The organism is Pseudomonas sp. WS 5010, from assembly GCF_012985565.1.
GTDB lineage: Bacteria > Pseudomonadota > Gammaproteobacteria > Pseudomonadales > Pseudomonadaceae > Aquipseudomonas.
In genome coordinates this window covers 42,148-63,546 of record NZ_JAAQWQ010000008.1, presented here as the reverse complement: position 1 = coordinate 63,546, position 21,399 = coordinate 42,148, and the positions used below count along the sequence as shown (strand labels likewise).

Sequence of the window (21,399 nt, the reverse complement as noted above, 5' to 3'; positions counted from 1 at the left end):
ATTAATACCATTTATTTCAATGACTTTAACGCGCGTCAGCTACGGTTCTGACAACAGGATTGTTGTCATCACGGTCAGGTAATTCGCTTTCGATGCGTGTTGGATCTGTTGCATGGGGCTTCTACGCATTCACGGACGAAAGGCTTGGACCACGAAGGAGTTGTTGCCCGTGGAAAGAAGAATTGTTGCTGGCGCCAAAACCCATGTTTCTCCTCTCTCTCTTGCGATTCGTCTGGGTGTCCTCGGGCTGGTGGCAGGCCTGGCGAGCCCCGAGGCGTTGGCGGCGTGCTCGCCGGCGAACCCGGGCGTAAACGCGGTGGTTACCTGTACCGGGGCGCCAAGCCTGCCCCTGACGCCGGTCAACAACTTTTCCAGTTCGACCAATGGCCTGCAGGTCACCGTCGATGCCGCAGCGCGGATGAACACTGTGCTGGGCACGGTATTGAGCTTGACGGGTAGCGGTATAACGCTGACTAACCTGGGGGTGATTGATCCGGCGTTCCTGTTGCCCCTCAGCGCCTTGACCAGTGGCGTGGTGATTGGCAACGCTTCAACCTCAGGCAACGTATCGGTGACCAACAGCGGCACGATCAGAGGCACCATCCCATTGCTGGATGTGGCCTCGCTGCTGGGCGGCGCGGCGCTCAATATCACCAATGGCGCAAACTTCACCACCAGCATCTACAACAGCGGCACTATCGGCGCTTCGAGCATTGGCGTATCGGTGCTGCAACCTGACGAAGCCCCTGTGGTGGTGGTGCAGGGCGGCTCCCGGGTCAATATGACCAACAGCGGCACGGTCACCGGCCGGATAGGCTTTGAAGCCTCGGGTGCCGCCGGCGGGGTTGGCAACTCGTTTATCAACGCAGGCACGCTCAATGGTGGGGTGTCCCTGGGCGCCGGGCGTGGGGGCAATACATTTACCGCGGTCACCGGGTCTGTGGTGAATGCCGGTACCGGGATCAGCCTGGGTGGACTGGTCAACGTCAATCTGTCGTTCGCGCCCTCCGGCAAGGTCGATGGCGGCGTGGGGGGGACCAACAATACCCTGGTCCTGGATAACCAACTGGCCGGGGTGAATGCTGTTATCCAGACCGGCACCGCATCCAGCAGTCAATACATCAACTTCAACAAACTGCTGATCAATGGCGGGACCTGGACCCTGCAAGGGGCGCTGGTCAACGGGTCGACGATACTCAATAGCGCCCTTGTGCAATTTGACAATAGCGCCGCGTTCGGCAGCGGCGTGCTGAACGTCAATGGCGGGACCCTGGCGGCCAGCACCGGTAACCTGAACGTGGCCAACAACGTGGTGATCGGTGCCGGTGGGCTCACGGTGCAGGGCACCAACGCTTTTGCCTTTGGCGGTAACCTTAGCGGCACGGGGGCCTTGCGCAAAAACGGTACGGCGGACCTGACCCTCAACACCACCAATACCTACAGCGGTGGCACCCAGTTGAACGCCGGCACTCTGGTGCTCGGGGCCACGGACGCGCTGGGCTCGGGCACCCTGACCGCCAGCGCCGGGACCAACCTGAGCACCGGTCCGCTGCTGGGCGCGGCGATTGCCCTGGCCAATGGCATCGACCTGCTGGGCAACCTGACCGTGATTGGCAGCAATGCGCTGACCCTGGGCGGGGTGATCGGTGGCAGCGGCGGCCTGGTCAAGGAAGGCAGCGGCGACCTGATTATCAGCGGCACCAACAGCTACCAGGGCAACACGGTGCTGAACCTCGGCAAATTGGTGGTGGGTGCCGACGGTGCACTGGGCGCCGGAGCGTTGAGCGCCGCCGCGGGTACCACACTGGATGCCAATGCCACGGCGAGCCTGACCAACCAGGTCAGTCTCAACGGCGCGGTGACCGTGGGCGGGACCGCAGACTTGACGCTCACCGGGCCGATTATCGGGGGCGGCAGCCTGACCAAGAATGGCGGCGCCACCCTGAACCTCTCCGGCAATAACCTTTTCCTCGGTGGCCTGAACCTCAACGCTGGTACGTTGAAAGTGGGCAGCAATACAGCGCTGGGGTCGGGCAATTTGACCGTGAGTGGCGCCTCGAGCCTGGACAGCAGTGCTGCGGTGGCCCTGGTCAATAACATTGTGCTCAACGCCGGCTTGACCGTGGCGGGCAGCAACGCCTTGACCCTGGACGGTGCGCTCAGCGGCACCGGCACGCTGACCAAAGCGGGCACGGCCAACCTGACCCTCAATGGGATCAACACGTTCCAGGCGGGCACGCTGCTCAATGGCGGCCGCCTGACCCTGGGGAATGCCGCAGCCCTGGGCGGCGGTGCGTTGACCGTGGGTGGCGCGGCGAGCCTGGACAACAGCGCGGCGTTTACCTTGGGCAATAACATCACTCTCAATGCCGACCTGGCCCTGGCCGGCACCAGTAACCTGACCCTGGGCGGGGTGATCAGTGGCGCCGGTGGCCTGACCAAAAATGGCACGGCCGACCTGACCCTGAGCGGCAACAACACCTTTACCGGCGCACTGAACATCCTTGGCGGTAGCGTGTTCGCCAGCAGCGCCGCGGCCCTCGGTGGCAACAGCGGGCTGAACATCGGCGCCGGCGCCAGCCTCAACCTGGCCGGCAATGGCGTGCTCGGCGGCTTGAGTGGCGCTGGCGTTATCGACGTGGGCTTGAACAACAGCCTCACCGTAGGCGGTGCCAATACCAGCAGCACATTTGGCGGCAGCCTCACAGGCAGCGGCAGTTTGATCAAAGTCGGCGGCGGCCAGCTCGAGCTGACCGGCATCAACAGCCTCAGCGGCAATACCCAGGTCAACGCCGGCATCTTGAAGGTGAGCAATACCCTGGGCAGCGCCATTGTCGACGTGAATGCCGGGGGCACCCTGACCGGTGGCGGATCGCTACTGGGAGCACTGAACATCAACAGCGGCGGCCACTTGGCCTTGAACAGCGCGGATACGCTGTCTACCGGCTCGCTGGTGGTGGGCAGCGGTGCCAACCTCGACGTCAGCCTTGGTGCGCCGTCCCCGACGCCGCTGCTCAGCGTCAATGGCAGTGTGAGCCTGGATGGCAACCTGAATGTCAGCAATGGCGGGGCCTTTGGTGCCGGTATCTACCGTTTGATCAACTACACCGGCAGCCTGGCCGGGCAGGGCCTGACAGTGACGGGCGTGCCCCAGGGCTTCAACCTGGGCGATGTGCTGGTAGATATCGCCACGGCCAACCAGGTGAACGTGGTGGTGTCGGTAGCCAACATGCTGTTCTGGGACGGCAGCCAGACCACCGGCAACGGCACGGTCGAAGGTGGCAATGGCACCTGGAGCGTTGGCGCCAGCAACTGGACCGCCATCGGCGGCACGCCCAACTCGGCCTGGGCCGGCGGCTTTGCAGTGTTCACAGGGACTGCGGGGACGGTCAGCGTGGACGGCACGCAGCAGTTCACCGGCCTGCAATTTGCCAGCGACGGCTACAACGTCGTGGGCGGTGCTGCGGGGCAACTGACGGCGGTCAACGGCAGCGCCGGCAATACAGCGATCCGTGTCGATCCAACCCTCACCGCGACCCTGGGCGTGAATATCGACGGCGCCGGCAAACTGGCCAAGCTCGACAGTGGCACCCTGGTGCTCAATGGCAACAACAGCTACACCGGCGGCACTGCCCTTGAGCGTGGGGCGCTGGTGGTGGGCAGTAACACCGCGCTGGGCGTCGGCCTGCTGAGCACGGCCGCGGGCACCACACTCTCCAGCAATAAAACCGTGGCCCTGGGCAATGACCTGGCCCTGGCTGGCAACCTCAACGTCACTGGCAGCAATGCCCTGGCCTTGAATGGCGTGATCAGTGGCGCCGGCGGCCTGGTCAAGAGCGGCACCTCGCAGCTCACGTTGGGCGCTGTGAACACCTACCTCGGGCCCACCGCGCTGAACGCCGGTGGCCTGATCCTGGCGAGCAGTGGCGCCTTGGGCAATGGTGCGTTGAATGCGGCGGGCGGCACGACCCTGGACAGCAGCACCGCGGTCAGTGTCGGCAATGCCCTTAACCTGGGAGGCAACCTGAGCATTGGCGGTAGCGCCGACTTGACCCTGGGCGGGGTGATCAGTGGCAGCGGCAGCCTGACCAAGGAGGGCGCGGCCAACCTGACCCTCAATGGCCTCAACAACTACCAGGGCGGCCTCACCCTCAATGCGGGCACCCTGACCCTGGGCACTGCGGCGGCACTGGGTACGGGCGGGCTGACCGTGACGGGCAATTCGACCCTGGCCAGCAGCACGCCACTGGTCTTGGCCAACGACTTGACCGTCAACGCCGGCCTGAGCGTGGGCGCCAGCAATAACCTGACGCTGGCCGGTGTGCTGGCGGGCAATGGCAGCCTGATCAAGACCGGTACTTCAGACCTGACGCTGGCGGGCAACAACACCTTCAGCGGCCTGCTGGATATCCAGGCGGGCAGCCTCACCACCGTCGGCAACGGTGCGCTGGGTAACAACAGCGCGATCAACCTGGCGACCGGCACTGCCTTGAACCTGGGCAGCTCCGCCAGCCTGGGCAACCTCACCGGCGCCGGTACTGCGCTGGTCGGCCTCGGCAATACCTTGAGCCTGGGCGCCAACAATGGGAACGGCACTTTTGGTGGGGTTCTTGCCGGCTTGGGCAACGTCGACAAACTTGGCAGCGGCACGCTCACCCTGGCCGGGGTCAGTACGCTGGCAGGCAATACCCAGGTCAGCGCGGGCACCTTGAACGTCAACGGCCAACTGGCCAGCGCCGGGGTCAATGTGAACAGCGGCGCGACCCTCGGCGGCAGCGGGACCTTGCTGGGCACGGTGAATGTTGCCGATGGCGGCCACCTGGCCGTGAAGTCCGGCAGCGTACTGACCACCGGCGCCCTGGTGCTGGGGGCCAACGCCAACCTGGATGCCGGCCTCGGCGCGCCGTCCACGGGCGGCACCGAGCTGCTGCGGGTGTTGGGCAACCTGACCCTGGATGGCACCCTCAACATCAGTGATACCGGTGGCTTTGGCGCCGGGATCTATCGCCTGATCAACTACACCGGCGTGTTGACCAACAATGGCCTGCTCCTGGGCAGCCTGCCCGGTGGCGTCCTGCCTGGCAGCCTCGACCTGCAAACGGCGATTGGCAACCAGATCAACCTGCTGGTCAATGGCAACACCAACGTGCAGTTCTGGGATGGCAGCCAACTGGTGGGCAACGGCACCATCGAAGGCGGCAACGGCACCTGGAACGCGGCGTCGAGCAATTGGACCGAGCTCAACGGTAGCTTCAACCTGGGCTGGGCACCCAACAGCCTGGCGGTGTTCCAGGGCACGGCGGGCACCGTCACCGTGGACGGCGCGCAGGCGGTCACGGGCCTGCAATTTGTCACCGATGGCTACAACCTGGTGGGCGGTACGGCAGGCGGCCTGACCCTGTTCAATGGCGCCGGCGGCAACACCGCAGTGCGGGTCGACCCCACTGTCACCGCGACCCTGGATGTGAACCTCAGCGGCGGCGGCACCCTGGCCAAGCTGGACAGCGGCACCCTGGTGCTCAATGGCAGCAACACCTTCACCGGCGGCACGGCGCTGAACGGCGGCAGCCTGGTGGTGGGCAACAACAATGCCCTGGGCAGCGGCGTATTGACTGCCGCCAACGGCACCACCCTGGACAGCAACACAGCGCTCGCGCTGACCAATGACGTGGTTCTCAATGGCAGCCTGGCCATTGGCGGCAGCAATGCCCTGATCCTGGCGGGCACTGTCAGCGGCGCCGGCAGCCTGATCAAAAACGGCATCGCCAGCCTGACCTTGAGTGGCAGTAATACCTACCAGGGGCCTACCACCCTGAATGCCGGCGGTTTGATCCTGGCCTCCAGCAGCGCCCTGGGCGCAGGCGCGTTGAACAGCAGCGCCGGGACCACCCTCGACACCACCGCTGCAGTGACCCTCGCCAATGCTCTGAACCTGAGCGGCAACCTGGGTATCCTCGGCACGTCGGACCTGACCCTCAATGGCCCGGTCAACGGTGCCGGCGGGCTGATCAAAAGCGGTAGCGGCAACCTGACCCTCGCCGGCGGCAACGGCTATGTCGGCGGTACCCAACTCAACGCCGGCAGCCTGACCGTCGCTACGGGCAGCGCCCTGGGCGCAGGCGCCTTGCTGGTCAACGGCCCGGCGACCCTGGACAGCAGCGCGAATGTGACCCTGGGCAATGCGCTGACCCTCAATGGCACGCTGACAGTGGCCGGCAGCAACGGCCTGACCCTCGGCGGGATCGTCGACGGCGCCGCGCAATTGATCAAGAACGGCGGGGCCAACCTCAGCCTCAATGGGGCCAACAGCTACGGCGGCGGTACGTTGCTCAACGCCGGTACGCTCACCCTCGGCAGCAACACTGCGCTGGGCAGCGGTACCCTGAGCGTGGGCGGTGCGGCCACCCTGGATAACAGCGCACCGCTGGTGCTGGCCAATGCCATTGACCTCAATGCCGACCTCACCGTCGCCGGTAGCCACGACCTGAACCTGGCCGGCGTAGTGGCCGGCAATGGCGCACTGATCAAAAACGGCACGGCGGGCCTGACCCTCAGCGGCAATAACCTGCTGAGCGGCCCGTTGACGGTGCTGGGGGGCAGCCTGACCACCGTCGGCTCCGGCGCCTTGGGCAACACCTCCGGGGTCACCGTGGGCAGCGGCGCCACCCTCAACCTGGGCAGCAGCGCCACACTCAACACCCTGGCCGGCAACGGTGCGCTGCAAGTGGCGGCGGGCAATACGCTGACCGTCGGCGGCACTAACACCTTCGGCGGCAGCCTGGGCGGCAGCGGAGCCCTGGATAAAGTCGGCACCGGCACCCTCAACCTCACCGGCAACAGCGGCCTGACCGGCGCTACCAGCGTCACGGGCGGCACGCTCAACGTGGCGGGCAGCCTGGCCAGCAGCAGCGTGACGGTCAACAACGGCGCGACCTTGAGCGGCGGCGGCAGCTTGGCCGGTGCGGTGACGGTGGCCGATGGCGGCCACCTGGGCCTGAGCAGCGCCAGTGCGCTGACCGTGGGTTCGCTGGTGCTGGGGGGCAATGCCAACCTGGATGTCGGCCTTGGCGTACCGGTAGTCGGTGGCGGCAGCGGGCTGCTGAATGTCGGCGGCGACCTGGTCCTGGATGGCAACCTCAATGTCAGTGATCTCGGTGGTTTTGGCACTGGGGTCTACAACCTCATCAACTACGCCGGGGCCCTGACCAATAACGGCCTGACCCTCGGGACTCTGCCCTCAAGCGTGACTGCCGATGACCTGCAACTGCAAACCGTGATCAGCAACAAGGTCAACCTGGTGGTCATCGCGCCCAACACCACCGTGCAGTTCTGGGACGGCGGCCAATTGATCGGCAACGGCGCCATCGACGGCGGTAACGGCACCTGGGGCAACGGCACCAATTGGGCGAATGTCGACGGCAGCCTCAACCAGAGCTGGAACGACAAGTTTGCGGTGTTCCAGGGCGCGGCTGGCACGGTCACGGTGGACGGCAGCCAAAGCCTGACGGGCATGCAGTTCGTCAGCGACGGTTACAACCTGGTGGCCGGTACCTCTGGCCAGTTGAACCTGGTGAACGGCGGCACTGGCAACACCGCCGTGCGGGTCGACCCCAACGTCACTGCCACCCTCGGTGTAAGCCTCAATGGCAGTGGCACCCTGGCCAAACTGGACAGCGGCACCCTGGTGCTCAACGCCGCCAATGGCTACACCGGGGGTACCGCTCTGAACGGCGGCACCCTGGTGGTGGGCAACAACAATGCCCTGGGCAGCGGCGTATTGACCGCCGCCAACGGCACCACCCTGGCCAGCAACAGTGCTGTGACCCTGGGCAATAACGCGCTGCTCAACGGTGCGATGACCGTGGGCGGGGCCAGTGCCTTGACCCTGGATGGCGTGGTCAGCGGCAATGGCAGCCTGGTGAAAATCGGCGCATCCAGCCTGACCCTCAATGGCGTCAACACCTACAGCGGCGGCACCAGCCTCAATGCCGGGCAACTGACGTTGGGCAACAATGCGGCACTGGGCAGTGGCGCCCTGAGCGTGGGCGGCGCGGCGCAGTTGGATGGCAGCAGCGCCCTGCAACTGGCCAATGCCATTGCCCTGGGTGGTCAGTTGACGCTGTTGGGCAGCCATGACCTGACCTTGAGTGGCGCGCTCAGCGGCACCGCCAGCCTGGTGAAAAACGGCAACGGTGCGCTGTTGCTCACCGGCAGCAACAGCTATGGCGGTGGGACAATTCTCAATGGCGGCAGCACCACCGGTAGCACCAGCAGCCTGCAAGGGGCGATAGCCAATAACGCGGCGCTGACCTTCGAGCAAAATGTCGATGGCACCTACACCGGCAACCTCACTGGTAGCGGCTCGCTGACCAAGACCGGCAGCGGTGATCTGCTGCTGACCGGCAACAACAGCTTCACCGGTAGCACCAACGTCACGGCCGGTGGCCTGCTGGTCAACGGCACCTTGAACAGTGCCGCCGTCCAGGTCGCCAGCGGCGCCTCCCTGGGCGGTAGCGGGCAATTGGCGGGGGCGGTGAGCATGGCTGACGGCTCCACCCTCACGGCCGGAACTGCGACGCCGCTGTCCGTGGGTGCCCTGGCCTTGTCAGCGGGGACCAGCCTGGACTTCGCCCTCGGCGCGCCGGGCGCATCGACCACGGTGGTCAACGTGGCCGGCAACCTGACCCTGGATGGCACCCTTAACATCAGCGACGCAGGAGGGTTCGGCGTTGGCGTCTACCAACTGTTCCGTTATGGCGGCAGCCTGACCGATAACGGCCTGCTGCTGGGCAACTTGCCAGGCGCGATTGTGCCGGGCGCGCTGAGCCTGCAAACGGCGCTGGCCAACCAGCTCAACCTGCTGGTGCAAACCGCGCCAGGGCAGATCCAGTTCTGGAACGGCACCACCACCAGCCCTGACGGCACGGTACATGGCGGCAGCGGCACCTGGGGCCCCGGCACCAACTGGACCGACCCGACCGGCACCCAAGGCCAGGCCTCGAACAACCAGTTTGCCGTGTTCGGCGGGCAGGGCGGGACCGTCACCGTGGCGGGCAATCAGAGTTTCACCGGCCTGCAAGTGTTGGACAGTGGCTACACGCTGGTCGCCGGCACGGGCGGCAGCCTCAGCCCCACCAATGCCGCAGACGGCAGCCTGGCGACGGTGCGTATCAATGCCGGCGTGACCGCCGAGGTCTCGGCGCCCCTGGTGGGTAGCGGTGGGATCAACAAAACCGACGCGGGCACCTTGTTGCTGACCGGCGCCAACACCTACAGCGGCGGGACCACCGTCAGCGGGGGGACGCTGGCCGGGAACACCGGCAGCCTGCAAGGGGCAATCACCAACAACGCCAACCTGCTGTTCCAGCAAGACAGCAATGGCCAGTTCAACGGCACGCTGACCGGTACCGGCACTGTGGTCAAACAGGGCAACGGCAGCCTGTTGCTGACCGGCAACCAGCCGTTGAGCGGTGCAGTGGCCGTCAACCAGGGCCTGCTGCAAGTGGGCAATGCCAGCAACCCGGGGACTGTGCTCGGCGGCCAGGTGACTGTGGCCAATGGCGCGGGCCTGAGTGGCAACGGCAGTGTCGGCTCGCTGGTCAACCATGGCGTGGTCACTCCCGACAGCGGCAAACTCAGCGTCGCCGGGAACTTCACCAACGCTGCCGACGGCACTCTCAACCTGGTGATCACCCCATCGGTGGCCAGTTCCCTGGCGGTCGGCGGCAGCGCGAACCTGGCGGGCAGCCTGAATGTGCTCAACCTGGTGCCCTACACCGGGCCCACCACCTACACCCTGTTGACGGCTGGCGGTGGCGTGACCGGCACCTTTACCAACACCAACCTGCAGAACCTGGCGTTCCTCGATACGGCCCTCAACTACAGCCCGAACCAGGTAGCGTTGGCCGTGAGCCGCAACACCACAAGCTTCGCCAGCGTGGCGGCCACCGGCAACCAGCGGGCCGTGGCCACGGCCTTGGGCAGCGGCGTGGCAGTGGCCGGCAGTGCCGTACAAAACGCCTTGCTCACCGGCGATGCAGCCAATGCCCGCGCAGCGTTCGACAGCCTGTCGGGGGAAATCCACGCCAGCACCGCCAGCGCCTTGCTCGAGGATTCGCGCTACGTGCGTGACGCGGTCAACGAGCGCATGCGCCAACCGGGCTGCTACCGCCAGGACGATCCACGCAACAGCCTGGCACCCAGCGAAAACCGCCTGAGCAGCGCCGGGTGCCACGGCGAAATGGTCGGCTGGATGCGCGTCCTCGGCACCTGGGGCCACCTGGGCGGCGACAGCAACACCGCGCGCCTGGATCGCAACCTCAGCGGCTTCCTGCTGGGCACCGACAAGCAACTGGACGATGCCTGGCGCGCCGGTATCGCTGCTGGCTATACCCGCAGTGACCTGGACGCCAAGCGCCGCAACGCCAGTGCCGACGTCGACAGCTACCACCTGATGGCCTACACCGCGTATCAGCAGGAGGCCTTCGCCGCACGCATGGGCGTGGGCTACACCTGGCACGACATCGAAAGCAAACGTGACGTGGCCGTGGGCACCGAGGGCCAGCGCCTGAAAGCCGACTACAAGGCGCGCAGTGCGCAAGTGTTCGGTGAAGTCGGGTACACCGTGGAGGCCGGCGGCCTGGCCGTGGAACCGTTCGCGGGCCTGGCCTACGTCAACTACGCAAGCGACACCCTCAAGGAAAAAGGCGGTTCGGCCGCCCTCAAAGGGGATGCCGACCAGGACATCACGTTCTCCACCCTTGGCGTGCGCCTGGGTAAAACCATCGCCCTGGGCAACGGTTCGAGCATCACCCCACGGGGCAGCATCGGTTGGCGCCATGCCTTTGGTGACACCCAGCCGGATGCCGACCTGAGCTTTATCAATGGCGGCGCGTCCTTCAGCACTCAAGGCGTGCCGATTGCCAAGGACAGCGCGGTGGTGGAGGCGGGCGTCGATTACCAGATCAGCCCTAACGGCAAACTGGGACTGGGCTACTCGGGCCAGTTGTCACGCAACGACAAGGACCATGGGATGACCATCAGTTTCTCCCTCGGCTTCTGATCAAGGCCGGGTTCTTCAAGCCGCCCGCGAGGGCGGTTTTTTTTGCATTAAAGCTGGGTGTGTGCCCATGACCCCCGCGGCCTCGCGCCGATTCTTGCTACTATCGCGCTGCGTTTTCACCAGGAGCCAGCGCCTCATGCAACACCAGTGGGACCAAATGCACCGTACCCGCAAGCCTTCGTTCGTACTGTGCGGCGCGCCCCAGGGGCCGGTGCTCAATCTCTATGTCCATGGTTATTCTGCGTTTTTCAACCCGCAACAACTGGCCAATTTCCAGGCGCAACTGGCGGGGATCGAAGGTTCGACCAACGTGATGCTGTTCTGGCCGGCCGGGCACTTCCTGGAAAACCTGTTCGCCCCCTTCAAGGACATCATCGCCTCGATGCTCGGCGGCGGGACCCTGGGCGCGGCGACCGTGGGCCTGGGCAAGGCGGTGGGCTATTTTCTCGATCACTACAAAAGTGTCGAGGCGCGGGTGGACGAAGTGGCCAGGACGCTGTTGGCGGAACTGGCCAACTACCTGCATGCCGAGTCGATCGAGGTGCGCCAGATCAACCTGATCGGCCATTCCCTGGGCGCTCGCCTGCTGGTCAAGAGCCTGCTGGCCAGCCCGGAGCTGGCCCGGGAGCTGCCGCTCAATCACCTGTTGTTGATGGGCGGCGCGATTTGCACGTCCAGCCCCTGGGAGCAGGTGTCGGCACCGCTCAAGGGGCGGGTGATCAACTGCCATTCCAGCAAGGACTGGGCCCTGGCGCTCAAGCCGGATACCGAGCGCTGCATCGGCCGCTATGCCATTCCCCTGACCCCATCGCTCAAGGGCAAGGTGACCAACGTGCATCTGGTCACCTTCGACCACGCCGCCTACTGGCCGCAGTTGCAGACCGTGGTGCAGTACACCGACTTGCTGCACGAGCGCCGGGGCATGATCCGTGCGGACCAGCGCAGTGCCCAGGTGCGCTTTGCCGAGGAGGATGTGGACCTGTTCCCGGTGCTGCTCCAGGCACGGGCGCCGGAGTTGCAGTTCCTCGCCGAGCTGATGGCCGCCAAGCGCAGTGCGACCATCGCTGCGGATGTACGTGACCCATTGCAGTTGGCCATCGAGTTGCAGCGCATGGGCGGTGACAGCTTCATGAACCTGGCCCGTGGGCACGGTGTGAGTTATCGCCAATTGGCCCAGGACGTGGCCTTGCGCGTCGGCATCAAGTTTGACCAGCCCCTCGACAGCGTGGCCCTGGTGAGCCTGGAAGAACGGGTCGCCGAGACCCTGATCGAGCAGTACAAGGACAAACTCAGCCTGGCCGACCGCCAGGTGTTCGAGGCTGAACTGCGGGCGGCGGCGCAAAAGGAGCAGGGGTTTTTCCACCGTTTCGATGTCGGCCGTTCGGCCACCACCGCCTTGAGCGGTACAGCGCTGGCCGGGTTGACCGGGTTTATCGTGCGGCGCGGCGCGGCCACGGCGATTCCGGTGGTGGGGCAGGCGTTGGCGGCGGCGATGTTGCTGGTGAGCGGGGTGCGCGCGTTTTCCGGGCCGGCGTATTCCATCACGACCCTGGCGGTGCTGGTGCTGGGGGTGATTCGCCAGCGCATGGAACGCGAGGCGCTGAATCAGGAAATGGACCTGGTGGTGCAGGTGGTCGAGGCGTTCGATCTGCCCCGTGAAACGCTGATGCGCACGGTCTCGCCTGACTGCTAAGCTGCGGGCTTGTCCTGTGTGTCTGCCTGGTACCCCGCGTGAAATTCAGCCTGCCGAAAATTGCTACCGCGCCGTTCTGCCCACCGGAAGTGGCGGGCACCATCCCCGTCGATCCCCGCGCATCGTTCTTCAAACGGGTCGTGCAGTTTGCCGGCCCCGGCCTGCTGATTTCCATCGGCTACATGGACCCCGGCAACTGGGCCACGGCCATCGAGGCCGGGTCGCGCTATGGCTATAGCCTGTTGTTTGTGGTGTTGCTCGCCAGCCTGGCGGGGATGGCGGTGCAGTGCCTGTGTTCGCGCCTGGGCATCGCCACTGGCAAGGACCTGGCGCAGTTGTGCCGCGAACGCTACAGCCGGCGTTCAGCGCGCACGCAATGGGTGCTGGCGGAAATCTCGATCATTGCCACCGACCTCGCCGAAGTCCTCGGCTGCGCCCTGGCGTTCCATCTGCTGCTGGGGGTATCGCTGACCACCGGGATTGTCATCACCGCGTTTGACACGCTGCTGATCCTGGCCCTGCAAAACCGCGGCTTCCGGCGCCTGGAAGCGATCATGCTGGCGCTGGTGGCGACCATCGGTGTGTGTTTTTTTGTCGAGCTGGTTTTGATCAAACCGTATTGGCCGGACGTCTTGCGCGGTTTCACGCCGTCGCTCTCGGCGATCAGCGATGCCGCGCCGCTGTACCTGGCCATCGGCATCCTCGGGGCCACCGTGATGCCGCATAACCTGTACCTGCACACGTCCATCGTGCAGACCCGCTTGTTCGGCAAGGACCTGGCCAGCCGCCAGGACGCGGTCAAGTTGGCGCGTATCGACACCATCGGCTCCCTGGCCCTGGCCTTGCTGGTCAACGCCGCGATCCTGGTGCTGGCCGCCGCGGCATTCCACCAGAGCGGTCATACCGAGGTCGTGGAAATCCAGGACGCCTACCACCTGCTGGACCCGCTGGTGGGCGGTGCCTTCGCCAGTATCCTGTTCGGCATTGCCTTGCTGGCGTCCGGGCAAAGCTCGACCTTCACCGGCACCATCGCCGGCCAGGTGATCATGGAGGGCTACCTCAACCTGCGCATTCCCTGCTGGCAACGCCGCCTGATCACCCGTGGCCTGGCGCTGATCCCGGCGTTCCTCGGGGTGTGGTTGATGGGCGACCAGGCCATTGGCAAGTTGCTGATCCTCAGCCAGGTGGTGCTCAGCCTGCAGCTGCCGTTTGCCCTGTACCCGCTGATCCGCATGACCGGCGACCGGCAATTGATGGGGCCGTTCGTCAATCGCCTGCCCACCAGGATCCTGGCCTGGAGCCTGTTCACCGTGATCAGCGGCGCCAACGCCTGGCTGATCGGCCAGTGGCTGTTCTGAGTCAGCGGTCCCAGTAGGGCACGCTGCCAAAACGCTCGACAAAAAAGTCGATGACCGTGCGCACCTTCACCGACAACCGCCGGCTGCCGGGCCACAGCGCGGCAATCTGCTGCGGCTCCAGGGTGGTCGCCACTTCGTAATCGCTCAGTACCGCCTGTAAGCGCCCGGCGCGCAGGCTGTCGCCGATCAGCCAGGAGGGGAACACCACGAACCCCAGGCCTTGTTCGGCGGCGCGTGCCAGGGTGTCGGCGTGGTTGCCGGTGATCGGGCCCTTGACTGTATAGGGCGTCCAGTCGTCCTGGGCGCGGCGGAAGAACCAACGCTGCTGGCCGTTCACGCCCTTGTACGCCAGGCACTGATGATTGCGCAGCTCATCGGGATGGCGCGGCGTGCCATAGCGCGCCAGGTACTCGGGGCTGGCGGCGATGCGGTAGCGCTGGGGCGCGAAAATGCGCGCCTGCATTCCCGAATCGTTGAGCACACCGATCCGGAACAGCAGGTCGGCGCCTTCCTGCAAGGGGTCGACGTAGGTGTCGGTCTGCTGGATGTCCAGTTGCAGCTTGGGATATCGCTGGCACAACTCCGCCAGCCAGGGCGACAGGTGCCGTTGGCCGAACACCATGGGCGCATTGATGCGCACCAGGCCGCTGGGTTCGCTTTCCTGTTCTTGCAGGGCCTGCCCGGCCTCTTCCAGTTGTTGCAGCATCAGGCGCGCATGATGCCCGAGCAGGCGCCCGGCTTCCGTGGGGCTGACGGCGCGGGTGTGCCGATACAGCAATTGCTGGCTCAGGGCCTGTTCCATCAATTGGATCTGCCGGGAGATGGAAGAGGGCGCCAGGCCTTCGCGGCGTGCGACCTCGGAGAAACTGCCGTGGTCCAGCACCGCCACGAACAGGCGCAGCGCCTTGAAACTCAACTCATTGAAGCCCTGCATGGGCCCTCCGTGCTGTGCGATTTACGCAAAGGTGTTGTCTGCATGCTCCCATTTATCGCACAGATGGGCCAGCGGATAATGCGCGTCATTGTTTAATCTGACGTGTAGGTGGTGTATGCAAACTTCTTCTCTCGAGGCCGCGGCCCAGGCCCGGCCTAAAAACCGTCTGGGGCTGCTGCTGTTGCCGCTGGTGATCCTGGCAGGCATGGGCCTGTCGGTGGAGGCGGGCTTGTTGGGGCCGCTGGGCGCCCAGGTGGGGCACTTATGGGCGACCTTGAGCATCTTCGCGGTGGGCACGGCAATCTTGCTGCTGCTCCTGCTGTTCAGCGGCCCGCAAAAAGGTCCGGCCCTCAATGAACTGCCGCGCTGGCAGTTGATCGGGGGTTTCCTGGGGCCGATGTATGTGGTGGTGCTGACCCTGGCCACGCCCCATATCGGCATTGCCATGACCATGATCGCGATCCTCTGCGGCCAGGTCGGCAAGAGCGTGCTGATCGACCACTTCGGTTGGTTCGGCACCGCCCGCAAGCGGGTCAATGGCGAACGCTGGGTTGCCCTGCTGTTGATTGTGATAGCCCTTGTTTTGATTGCGCGAGGTTAAGACGATGAATCTGATTGCATTGTTGGTGCTGGTGGTTGCCGCCGGCGCGGTGTTGAGTGTGCAAGCGGCGATCAATGGGCGCCTGGGGCAAACCGTCGGCGTGCTGCGCAGCAGCCTGGTGACGTTCTCGGTGGGCACGCTGGTGACCGGCCTGCTGATCCTGTTTTTTGAGCCGGCCCAGGCCGTCAGCCTGCTCGAGGTGCCCAAGTGGCAGCTGACCGGGGCGCTGTTCGGTGTGGTGTACATGATGGTGATGGTCGGCGCGGTGCCGATCGTGGGCACGGCGGTGGCGACGGTGGCGGTGATCGTCGGCCAATTGGCCATGGGCATGCTGATCGACAACTTCGGCTGGATGGGCAACACGGCCATCGAACTGTCCGGCAGCCGGGTGCTGGCGATGCTGTGCCTGGTGCTGGCCCTGGTGTTCATGTATCGCAGCAGCACGCGCCAGGCTGATTAACGGCGCTGAACCAAGGGCAGCGGCCCGCAGTCACTGCTAAAGGTGCCGGCATTCGCTGCACCGGGACGACCAAAAAAAGGAGTCTGATCATGCCAGATCCAACCTGTGCCTGCCCGCATTGCAAATGTGTACTGGGGCAGAACGCTGTGACCAAAGACGGCAAGGGCTATTGCTGCCAGGGTTGTGCCGATCACCATGCCCATGGTGAACCGTGCGAGTCGGCCACCGGCTGCGAGTGTGCCAAGTCGGCCCACGGCTGAGCGGCCAATAGCGCCAACACCGCCAGGCAGCGTAAGCTGCCTGACTTTTTCCCAGTCGTGGAGTTATATCGTGGCCAAAGCTGCTGCTGTCATTGAAATCCCGGTGTCGGCCGATCAAGTCTGGCAACTGGTCGGTGGGTTCAACTCGTTGCCCGATTGGCTGCCGCTGATTGCCAAGAGCGAGCCGGGCGAAGGCGGGCGCGTGCGGCACCTGCAAACCGTGGATGGCGCGGTGGTGGTCGAGCACTTGCAGACCTTCGATAACGTTGCGCGTACCTACAGCTACACCCTCAGCGAATCGCCGTTTCCGGTCAGTGCGTATCTGGCGACATTGCAGGTTGAAGCGCTGGGTGAGCACTCGGCCAAGGTCACCTGGTCGGGTGTGTTCACTCCGGTTGCGGGCGTGACGGATGCTGAGGTTGAAGAGCTGTTCAGCGGCGTCTACACCGGCGGCGTCGAGGCCCTGCGCAAGAACTTCCCGGCCTGATCGGCCACTATCGCCGGCCAGCCGGCGCCTACAGTGGGGTGTGTGTGCGGCAGTCCAGGGTCAGTCGCGCGCCCCCACGCTCGCTGCTGCCAACTTCCAGACGGAAGCCATGCAGGTTGATGATCGCCGCCACAATCGACAGGCCCAGGCCAAAGCTGCCCTGCTGGTTAACCTCATCGACCCGGTAGAAACGCTGGAACACCGCCGCCCGTTCCGCTTCGGGAATCCCAGGGCCGCTGTCCAGGACTTCGATGCGCGTGCTGCCAGCAACGTCGATCCCGCGCAGAATCACCTCGCCGCCCGGCGGGGTGAACTTGATCGAATTACTCAGCAGGTTGGCCAGGGCCTCGAACAGCAGTGCCCGGTCACCGGTAATCGGTGGCAATGCTTCGGGGACTTGCAGCAGCAGTTCCAACTGACCTTCTTCCGCCAGGGGCAGGTAGAAGTCATGGAGTTCCTGGAGCAACGGCAGGGGATCGAAGACCAGGAAGCCGGAGCGTCGTTGACGGTCCTCCAGCTCGGAAATACGCAGCAAACCGCGAAAACGCGCCATCAGGGTGTCGGTCTCGCTGATCACTGCATCGAGCTGCAGGGCCAGGGGGGACTCCTCGCTGGCCTGTTGCTTGATCCGGTACAACTGCGCGCGCAAGCGGGTCAGTGGGGTGCGCAGGTCGTGGGCAATGTTGTCGCACACGCCCTTGACCTCGTTCATCAGTTTTTCAATGCGCTCAAGCATGGCGTTGACGATAGCGGCGAGCATGTCCAGTTCGTCGCGGCGGTTGGACAGCGGCAGGCGGTGGGTCAGGTCGCCGGCGACGATGGCTTCGGCGCTGGCCTGGATCCCGCGAATCCGCCGCAACGGGCGCCGGCGTAGCAGATGCCAGCCGGCGACGCCGGGGATGATGGTCAGGGAGATTGCCCAGAGCAGGGCCTGCAGGATGATCCTTGTCACGCCCAGCAATGAACCGTTATCGCGCACCAGCACCAGCCAGCGGCCATCCTGGGTATGGGTCGCCACCGCGTCGCAACTGCCCCGGGGCAGTTTCGGGTCATCCGATTCGATGCAGTTGGCCAAGGCATGGATGCGCCCGTCCAAGGGCAGGCCTGGGGGGATTTGCTGGAGCGGGCCGCTGAGGGGGCGCTGTTGGCCATCGAACAAGCCATAGGCGTCAATGCCCTTCATATCGAAGGTCATGCTGGTGGCCAGGGCTTCATCCAGTTGCGCGCCCTCGAAGCGCTGGAACAGATGCTGGCGCTGCATCAGCGAATGGCGCGACAGGTCGCCCAGGTAACCCGAGACTTCGTAGTACAGCACCCCCATGAGGATGCAACTCCAGGCCACGAACAGCGAACTGTACAGGGCCAGCAGGCGGCTGCTGGACGAGCGCCAGCCGTTAGACGGGTTCAGCAATGACATAGCCCGAACCTCGTACCGTGCGGATCAGTGGCGTCAGGCCCGGCGGGTCGATTTTTTTGCGCAGGCGGCCAATGTGCACGTCGATCAGGTTGGTGCCCGGGTCGAAGTGATAACCCCAGACTTCCTCGAAGATCATCATCCGCGAGAGGATTTGCCCGGTGTTGCGCATCAGGAATTCCAGCAGCTTGTACTCGGTGGGCAGCAGGCTCAGGGGTTGGTCGGCGCGACTGGCTTCGCGACTGATCAGGTTCAGTTCCAGGTCGGCCACGCGCAGCGCGGTTTGCGCGGCCTTGAGCGCATTGTTACGGCGCAGCAGCACCTCGACCCGCGCGGCCATCTCGTCGGAGGCGAAGGGTTTGGTCAAGTAATCATCGCCACCGGCCCGCAGGCCGCGCACCCGTTCATCCACGTCGGAGAGGGCGCTGATCATCAGGATCGGCGTCGACACGCCGAGGGTGCGCAAGGTGGTGACGATGGCCAGGCCATCGAGCTCCGGGAGCATACGGTCGAGGGTGATCAGGTCGTAGTCGCCACTGACTGCCCGCGTCAGGCCTTCGCGGCCGTTGTCGACCCAGTCCACGTCCAGTCCATGACTGCTCAGCTCGGCGACGATCTCGCGAGCCGTCACGGCGTCGTCTTCGATGGTCAAAATGCGGGTCATAAGGGTTACCTGGTCACACGGGAGTGGGGGGCATTTTGCCAAGAAATGATAGCGAGGTTTCTAAAAGAAAATTCATGTAGGCCTCGGTCAATGTGGGAGCGGGCTTGCTCGCGAAAGCGGTAGGTCATTCAACATCAATGTTTGCTGGGCCGACGTCTTCGCGGCGATGCGCCGATCCGACAAGCCCGCTCCCACAAGGTTGGCGGATGGCCCGGGAATGCATAACGCCCGCCACTTAACCTGCGTTCTTGCAAGTTGCATGATCCTAGGAAGTTCAACTTACTTATCTCATTGAAATTAATAGGTTTTTATTTTAACGGCGACTGGCACGCCGCCTGCACTGTCCTTTCCGACAGATGTAACACCATTTTTCAATGCCTGGAGCACAACAACAATGATGACATCCTCATCCACTTTGCAAGAGTCGAGCACGCTCTCCGGGGTTTCCTGGGGGGCGATCTTTGCCGGGGCCGCAGCTGCCGCTGCGTTATCCCTGGTCCTGGTGTTGCTGGGCTTCGGCCTGGGGTTTTCGGCGGTGTCGCCGTGGGCCGACAGCGGCATCAGCGCCAAGGGCCTGGGCATTTCCACGATTGTCTGGCTGGCCTTTACCCAGATTGTCGCGGCGGGGCTGGGCGGATATATCGCGGGCCGGCTGCGGGTCAAATGGGCCAATATGCATGGCGATGAGGTGTACTTTCGCGACACCGCCCACGGCTTTCTGTCCTGGGCCGTGGCCACGCTGGTGACCGCGACCCTGGTGGTCGGCTCGGTCAGCAGCATTGTCGGCGGCGGTGTGCAGGCCGGTGCGAGCGTGGTTTCGGGTGCCGCCAGCGGCTTGACCCAGGCTGCCGGCAACGCGGCCAATGGCGATGACTTCGGCTACTACGTCGACAGCCTGTTCCGCGATGATCGCCCGGCCGCTGCCAGTGACGATGCGGTGCATGGCGTGGTGGCGCGGATTTTCGCCCGCACCCTGGGCAACGACGGCCAGTTGGCGCCGCAAGACCGTACTTACCTGGCGCAGTTGATCAGCCAGCGTACCAACCTCAGCCAGGCCGATGCCGAGCGGCGTGTCGACCAGGTCTACGGTGATGCCCGCAAAGCCCTGGAAGATGCCAAGTTGAAGGCCAAACAGGCCGCCGATACCGCCAGCAAGATCGCCGCGGTGACCTCGCTGTGGACCTTCGTCGCGCTGTTGCTCGGTGCCTTCTTCGCCAGTTTCGCCGCGACCTTCGGCGGTCGCCGCCGGGATGCCGTGGTGTATCTGGAAACCATTCGTTAATTCAAGGAGAACGTCATGCGCTCATTACTGCTGTGGTTCCTCGGTGTGCCGATCCCGGTCATTATCCTGATCGCGATCTTCATGCACTAACCCGCGTACCCGCTTGATCAAGGCCGCTCCTGCATGGCAGGGGCGGCCTTTTTATCAGTCGTCAAACCCCACCTGTTCGTGAATCTCATCGACCTTCAACTCCAGCCGGTACGCCACCGCAATAAACAGCGCCTGGCACAGGCACAGCGTGGCACTGAGCGAGCGGAACGCAAACGAGGAACCTTCATTGACCAGCAACACCGTGTTGGCGCGCTTGGCCAGCGGTGACAGGTTGCTGTCGGTGATGATCAGCGTCTTGGCCTGGTGATGCTGGGCGATACGCAGGCAGTGTTGGGTTTCCTTGCCGTAGGGCGTGAAGCTGATGGCGATCACCAGGTCATTGGCGCGCACGCTGCGCATCTGCTCGCGATAGCTGCCACCCAGGCCCGAGACCAGGTGGATGCGCTTGTTGGTGTGCTGCAGGTTGTAGACCAGGTAGTCGGCCACCGCAAAAGAGCGGCGCACCCCGACCACGTAGATATTGTCGGCGTTGACCACCAGGTCCACGGCTTTCTCGAAGGCTGCGTCGTCCAGTTCCAGGCCCAAGCGCTCGATGCCGGACAGTGTGGCATTCACGCATTCACGGGCGAGGTCGCCAGCGCTGGCTTTCTGCGACTTGTTGGCGATCATGCTGCGGATGCGCTGCTGGTAGTTCTGCACCGGCGTGGTCTTGTGGGTATACGCCTCGCGAAACAGCGCCTGCATCTCACTGAACCCGCTGAACCCAAAGCGCTGGGAAAACCGCACGATGGCCGAAGGATGGACTTCGCATTCCCGGGCGATGTCGCTGATGCGGTCGACCATGATCCGATCGCTCTGCTGGCTCATGTAGCTGGCGATGCGCTTGAGCTGGCGGGGCAGGCTTTCGTATTCATCGGTGATCAGCTGCAACAGACGCTCGGCATTGATCGGAGGGCTGGCGAGCATCTCGGCGGGAGCCTGCTGATCGGAGCGGGACATAGGCAATCCTTCTGGCTTGTTCTTACAGGGCAGGTGAGGCGCACCTCGCCCATGACAATAGGTCGATGGGCGCAAGTCTACAGGGAAGGCGGCAAAAAATATCTTAATGGAAAATATATTCCACATAAAATATT

12 protein-coding genes are annotated in these 21,399 nt (G+C 64.3%); 8 read left to right on the top strand and 4 right to left on the bottom strand.

Going from position 1 to position 21,399, the window contains the following annotated elements; translation table 11 throughout:
- Positions 1-169: 169 nt before the first annotated feature.
- From HBO11_RS24635 to HBO11_RS24625, 3 genes are all read left to right on the top strand, one after another.
- Positions 170-11,062 (top strand): autotransporter-associated beta strand repeat-containing protein, encoded by a 10,893-nt coding sequence (locus HBO11_RS24635; protein WP_346266882.1) that lies wholly within the window; start codon positions 170-172, stop codon positions 11,060-11,062.
- Between the two features lie 136 nt (positions 11,063-11,198).
- Complete coding sequence (locus HBO11_RS24630) at positions 11,199-12,755, top strand: DUF726 domain-containing protein (protein WP_169954743.1); 1,557 nt, start codon at positions 11,199-11,201, stop codon at positions 12,753-12,755.
- 38 nt (positions 12,756-12,793) lie between these two features.
- Positions 12,794-14,113: an Nramp family divalent metal transporter gene (locus tag HBO11_RS24625; RefSeq protein ID WP_169954742.1), complete on the top strand. Its 1,320-nt coding sequence runs from the start codon at positions 12,794-12,796 to the stop codon at positions 14,111-14,113.
- 1 nt (position 14,114) lies between these two features.
- Here HBO11_RS24625 and HBO11_RS24620 read toward each other — a convergent pair whose 3' ends face one another.
- A complete protein-coding gene (locus tag HBO11_RS24620; RefSeq protein ID WP_169954741.1) occupies positions 14,115-15,047 on the bottom strand; it encodes a LysR family transcriptional regulator in 933 nt (310 codons plus the stop codon).
- A gap of 115 nt (positions 15,048-15,162) precedes the next feature.
- Here HBO11_RS24620 and HBO11_RS24615 point away from each other — a divergent pair, with 115 nt between their 5' ends.
- From HBO11_RS24615 to HBO11_RS24600, 4 genes are all read left to right on the top strand, one after another.
- Positions 15,163-15,648, top strand: coding sequence for a DMT family transporter (locus HBO11_RS24615; protein ID WP_169954740.1), 486 nt, complete (start codon positions 15,163-15,165; stop codon positions 15,646-15,648).
- Between the two features lie 4 nt (positions 15,649-15,652).
- Positions 15,653-16,108 carry a DMT family transporter gene (locus HBO11_RS24610; protein WP_169954739.1) on the top strand — a complete coding sequence of 152 codons (456 nt, stop codon included), beginning with the start codon at positions 15,653-15,655 and terminating at the stop codon, positions 16,106-16,108.
- A gap of 89 nt (positions 16,109-16,197) precedes the next feature.
- Entirely contained in the window at positions 16,198-16,368 is a 171-nt protein-coding gene (locus HBO11_RS24605; RefSeq protein WP_169954738.1) for a metallothionein, read from the top strand.
- Between the two features lie 70 nt (positions 16,369-16,438).
- A complete protein-coding gene (locus HBO11_RS24600) occupies positions 16,439-16,855 on the top strand; it encodes an SRPBCC family protein (RefSeq protein WP_169954737.1) in 417 nt (138 codons plus the stop codon).
- Positions 16,856-16,883: 28 nt separating this feature from the next.
- Here HBO11_RS24600 and HBO11_RS24595 read toward each other — a convergent pair whose 3' ends face one another.
- Both HBO11_RS24595 and HBO11_RS24590 read right to left on the bottom strand, forming a co-directional pair.
- Positions 16,884-18,272, bottom strand: coding sequence for a HAMP domain-containing sensor histidine kinase (locus HBO11_RS24595; RefSeq protein WP_169954736.1), 1,389 nt, complete (start codon positions 18,270-18,272; stop codon positions 16,884-16,886).
- Positions 18,250-18,933, bottom strand: coding sequence for a response regulator transcription factor (locus tag HBO11_RS24590; protein ID WP_169954735.1), 684 nt, complete (start codon positions 18,931-18,933; stop codon positions 18,250-18,252). The genes HBO11_RS24595 and HBO11_RS24590 overlap by 23 nt, the downstream gene beginning before the upstream one ends.
- A 394-nt stretch (positions 18,934-19,327) precedes the next feature.
- Here HBO11_RS24590 and HBO11_RS24585 point away from each other — a divergent pair, with 394 nt between their 5' ends.
- Entirely contained in the window at positions 19,328-20,215 is an 888-nt protein-coding gene (locus HBO11_RS24585) for a hypothetical protein (RefSeq protein WP_169954734.1), read from the top strand.
- Between the two features lie 144 nt (positions 20,216-20,359).
- On the opposite strand, the gene HBO11_RS24580 is transcribed toward HBO11_RS24585, so the two are convergent.
- Positions 20,360-21,265 carry a MurR/RpiR family transcriptional regulator gene (locus HBO11_RS24580; RefSeq protein ID WP_169954733.1) on the bottom strand — a complete coding sequence of 302 codons (906 nt, stop codon included), beginning with the start codon at positions 21,263-21,265 and terminating at the stop codon, positions 20,360-20,362.
- Positions 21,266-21,399 lie beyond the last annotated feature (134 nt).

What these genes read in the sequence shown, in the direction of transcription:
- HBO11_RS24630 (WP_169954743.1), top strand. Translation starts at nt 11,199, where the DNA reads ATGCAACACCAGTGGGACCAAATGCACCGTACCCGCAAGCCTTCGTTC.
- HBO11_RS24620 (WP_169954741.1), bottom strand. Translation starts at nt 15,047, where the DNA reads ATGCAGGGCTTCAATGAGTTGAGTTTCAAGGCGCTGCGCCTGTTCGTG.
- HBO11_RS24615 (WP_169954740.1), top strand. Translation starts at nt 15,163, where the DNA reads ATGCAAACTTCTTCTCTCGAGGCCGCGGCCCAGGCCCGGCCTAAAAAC.
- HBO11_RS24610 (WP_169954739.1), top strand. Translation starts at nt 15,653, where the DNA reads ATGAATCTGATTGCATTGTTGGTGCTGGTGGTTGCCGCCGGCGCGGTG.
- HBO11_RS24605 (WP_169954738.1), top strand. Translation starts at nt 16,198, where the DNA reads ATGCCAGATCCAACCTGTGCCTGCCCGCATTGCAAATGTGTACTGGGG.
- HBO11_RS24595 (WP_169954736.1), bottom strand. Translation starts at nt 18,272, where the DNA reads ATGTCATTGCTGAACCCGTCTAACGGCTGGCGCTCGTCCAGCAGCCGC.
- HBO11_RS24590 (WP_169954735.1), bottom strand. Translation starts at nt 18,933, where the DNA reads ATGACCCGCATTTTGACCATCGAAGACGACGCCGTGACGGCTCGCGAG.
- HBO11_RS24585 (WP_169954734.1), top strand. Translation starts at nt 19,328, where the DNA reads ATGATGACATCCTCATCCACTTTGCAAGAGTCGAGCACGCTCTCCGGG.
- HBO11_RS24580 (WP_169954733.1), bottom strand. Translation starts at nt 21,265, where the DNA reads ATGTCCCGCTCCGATCAGCAGGCTCCCGCCGAGATGCTCGCCAGCCCT.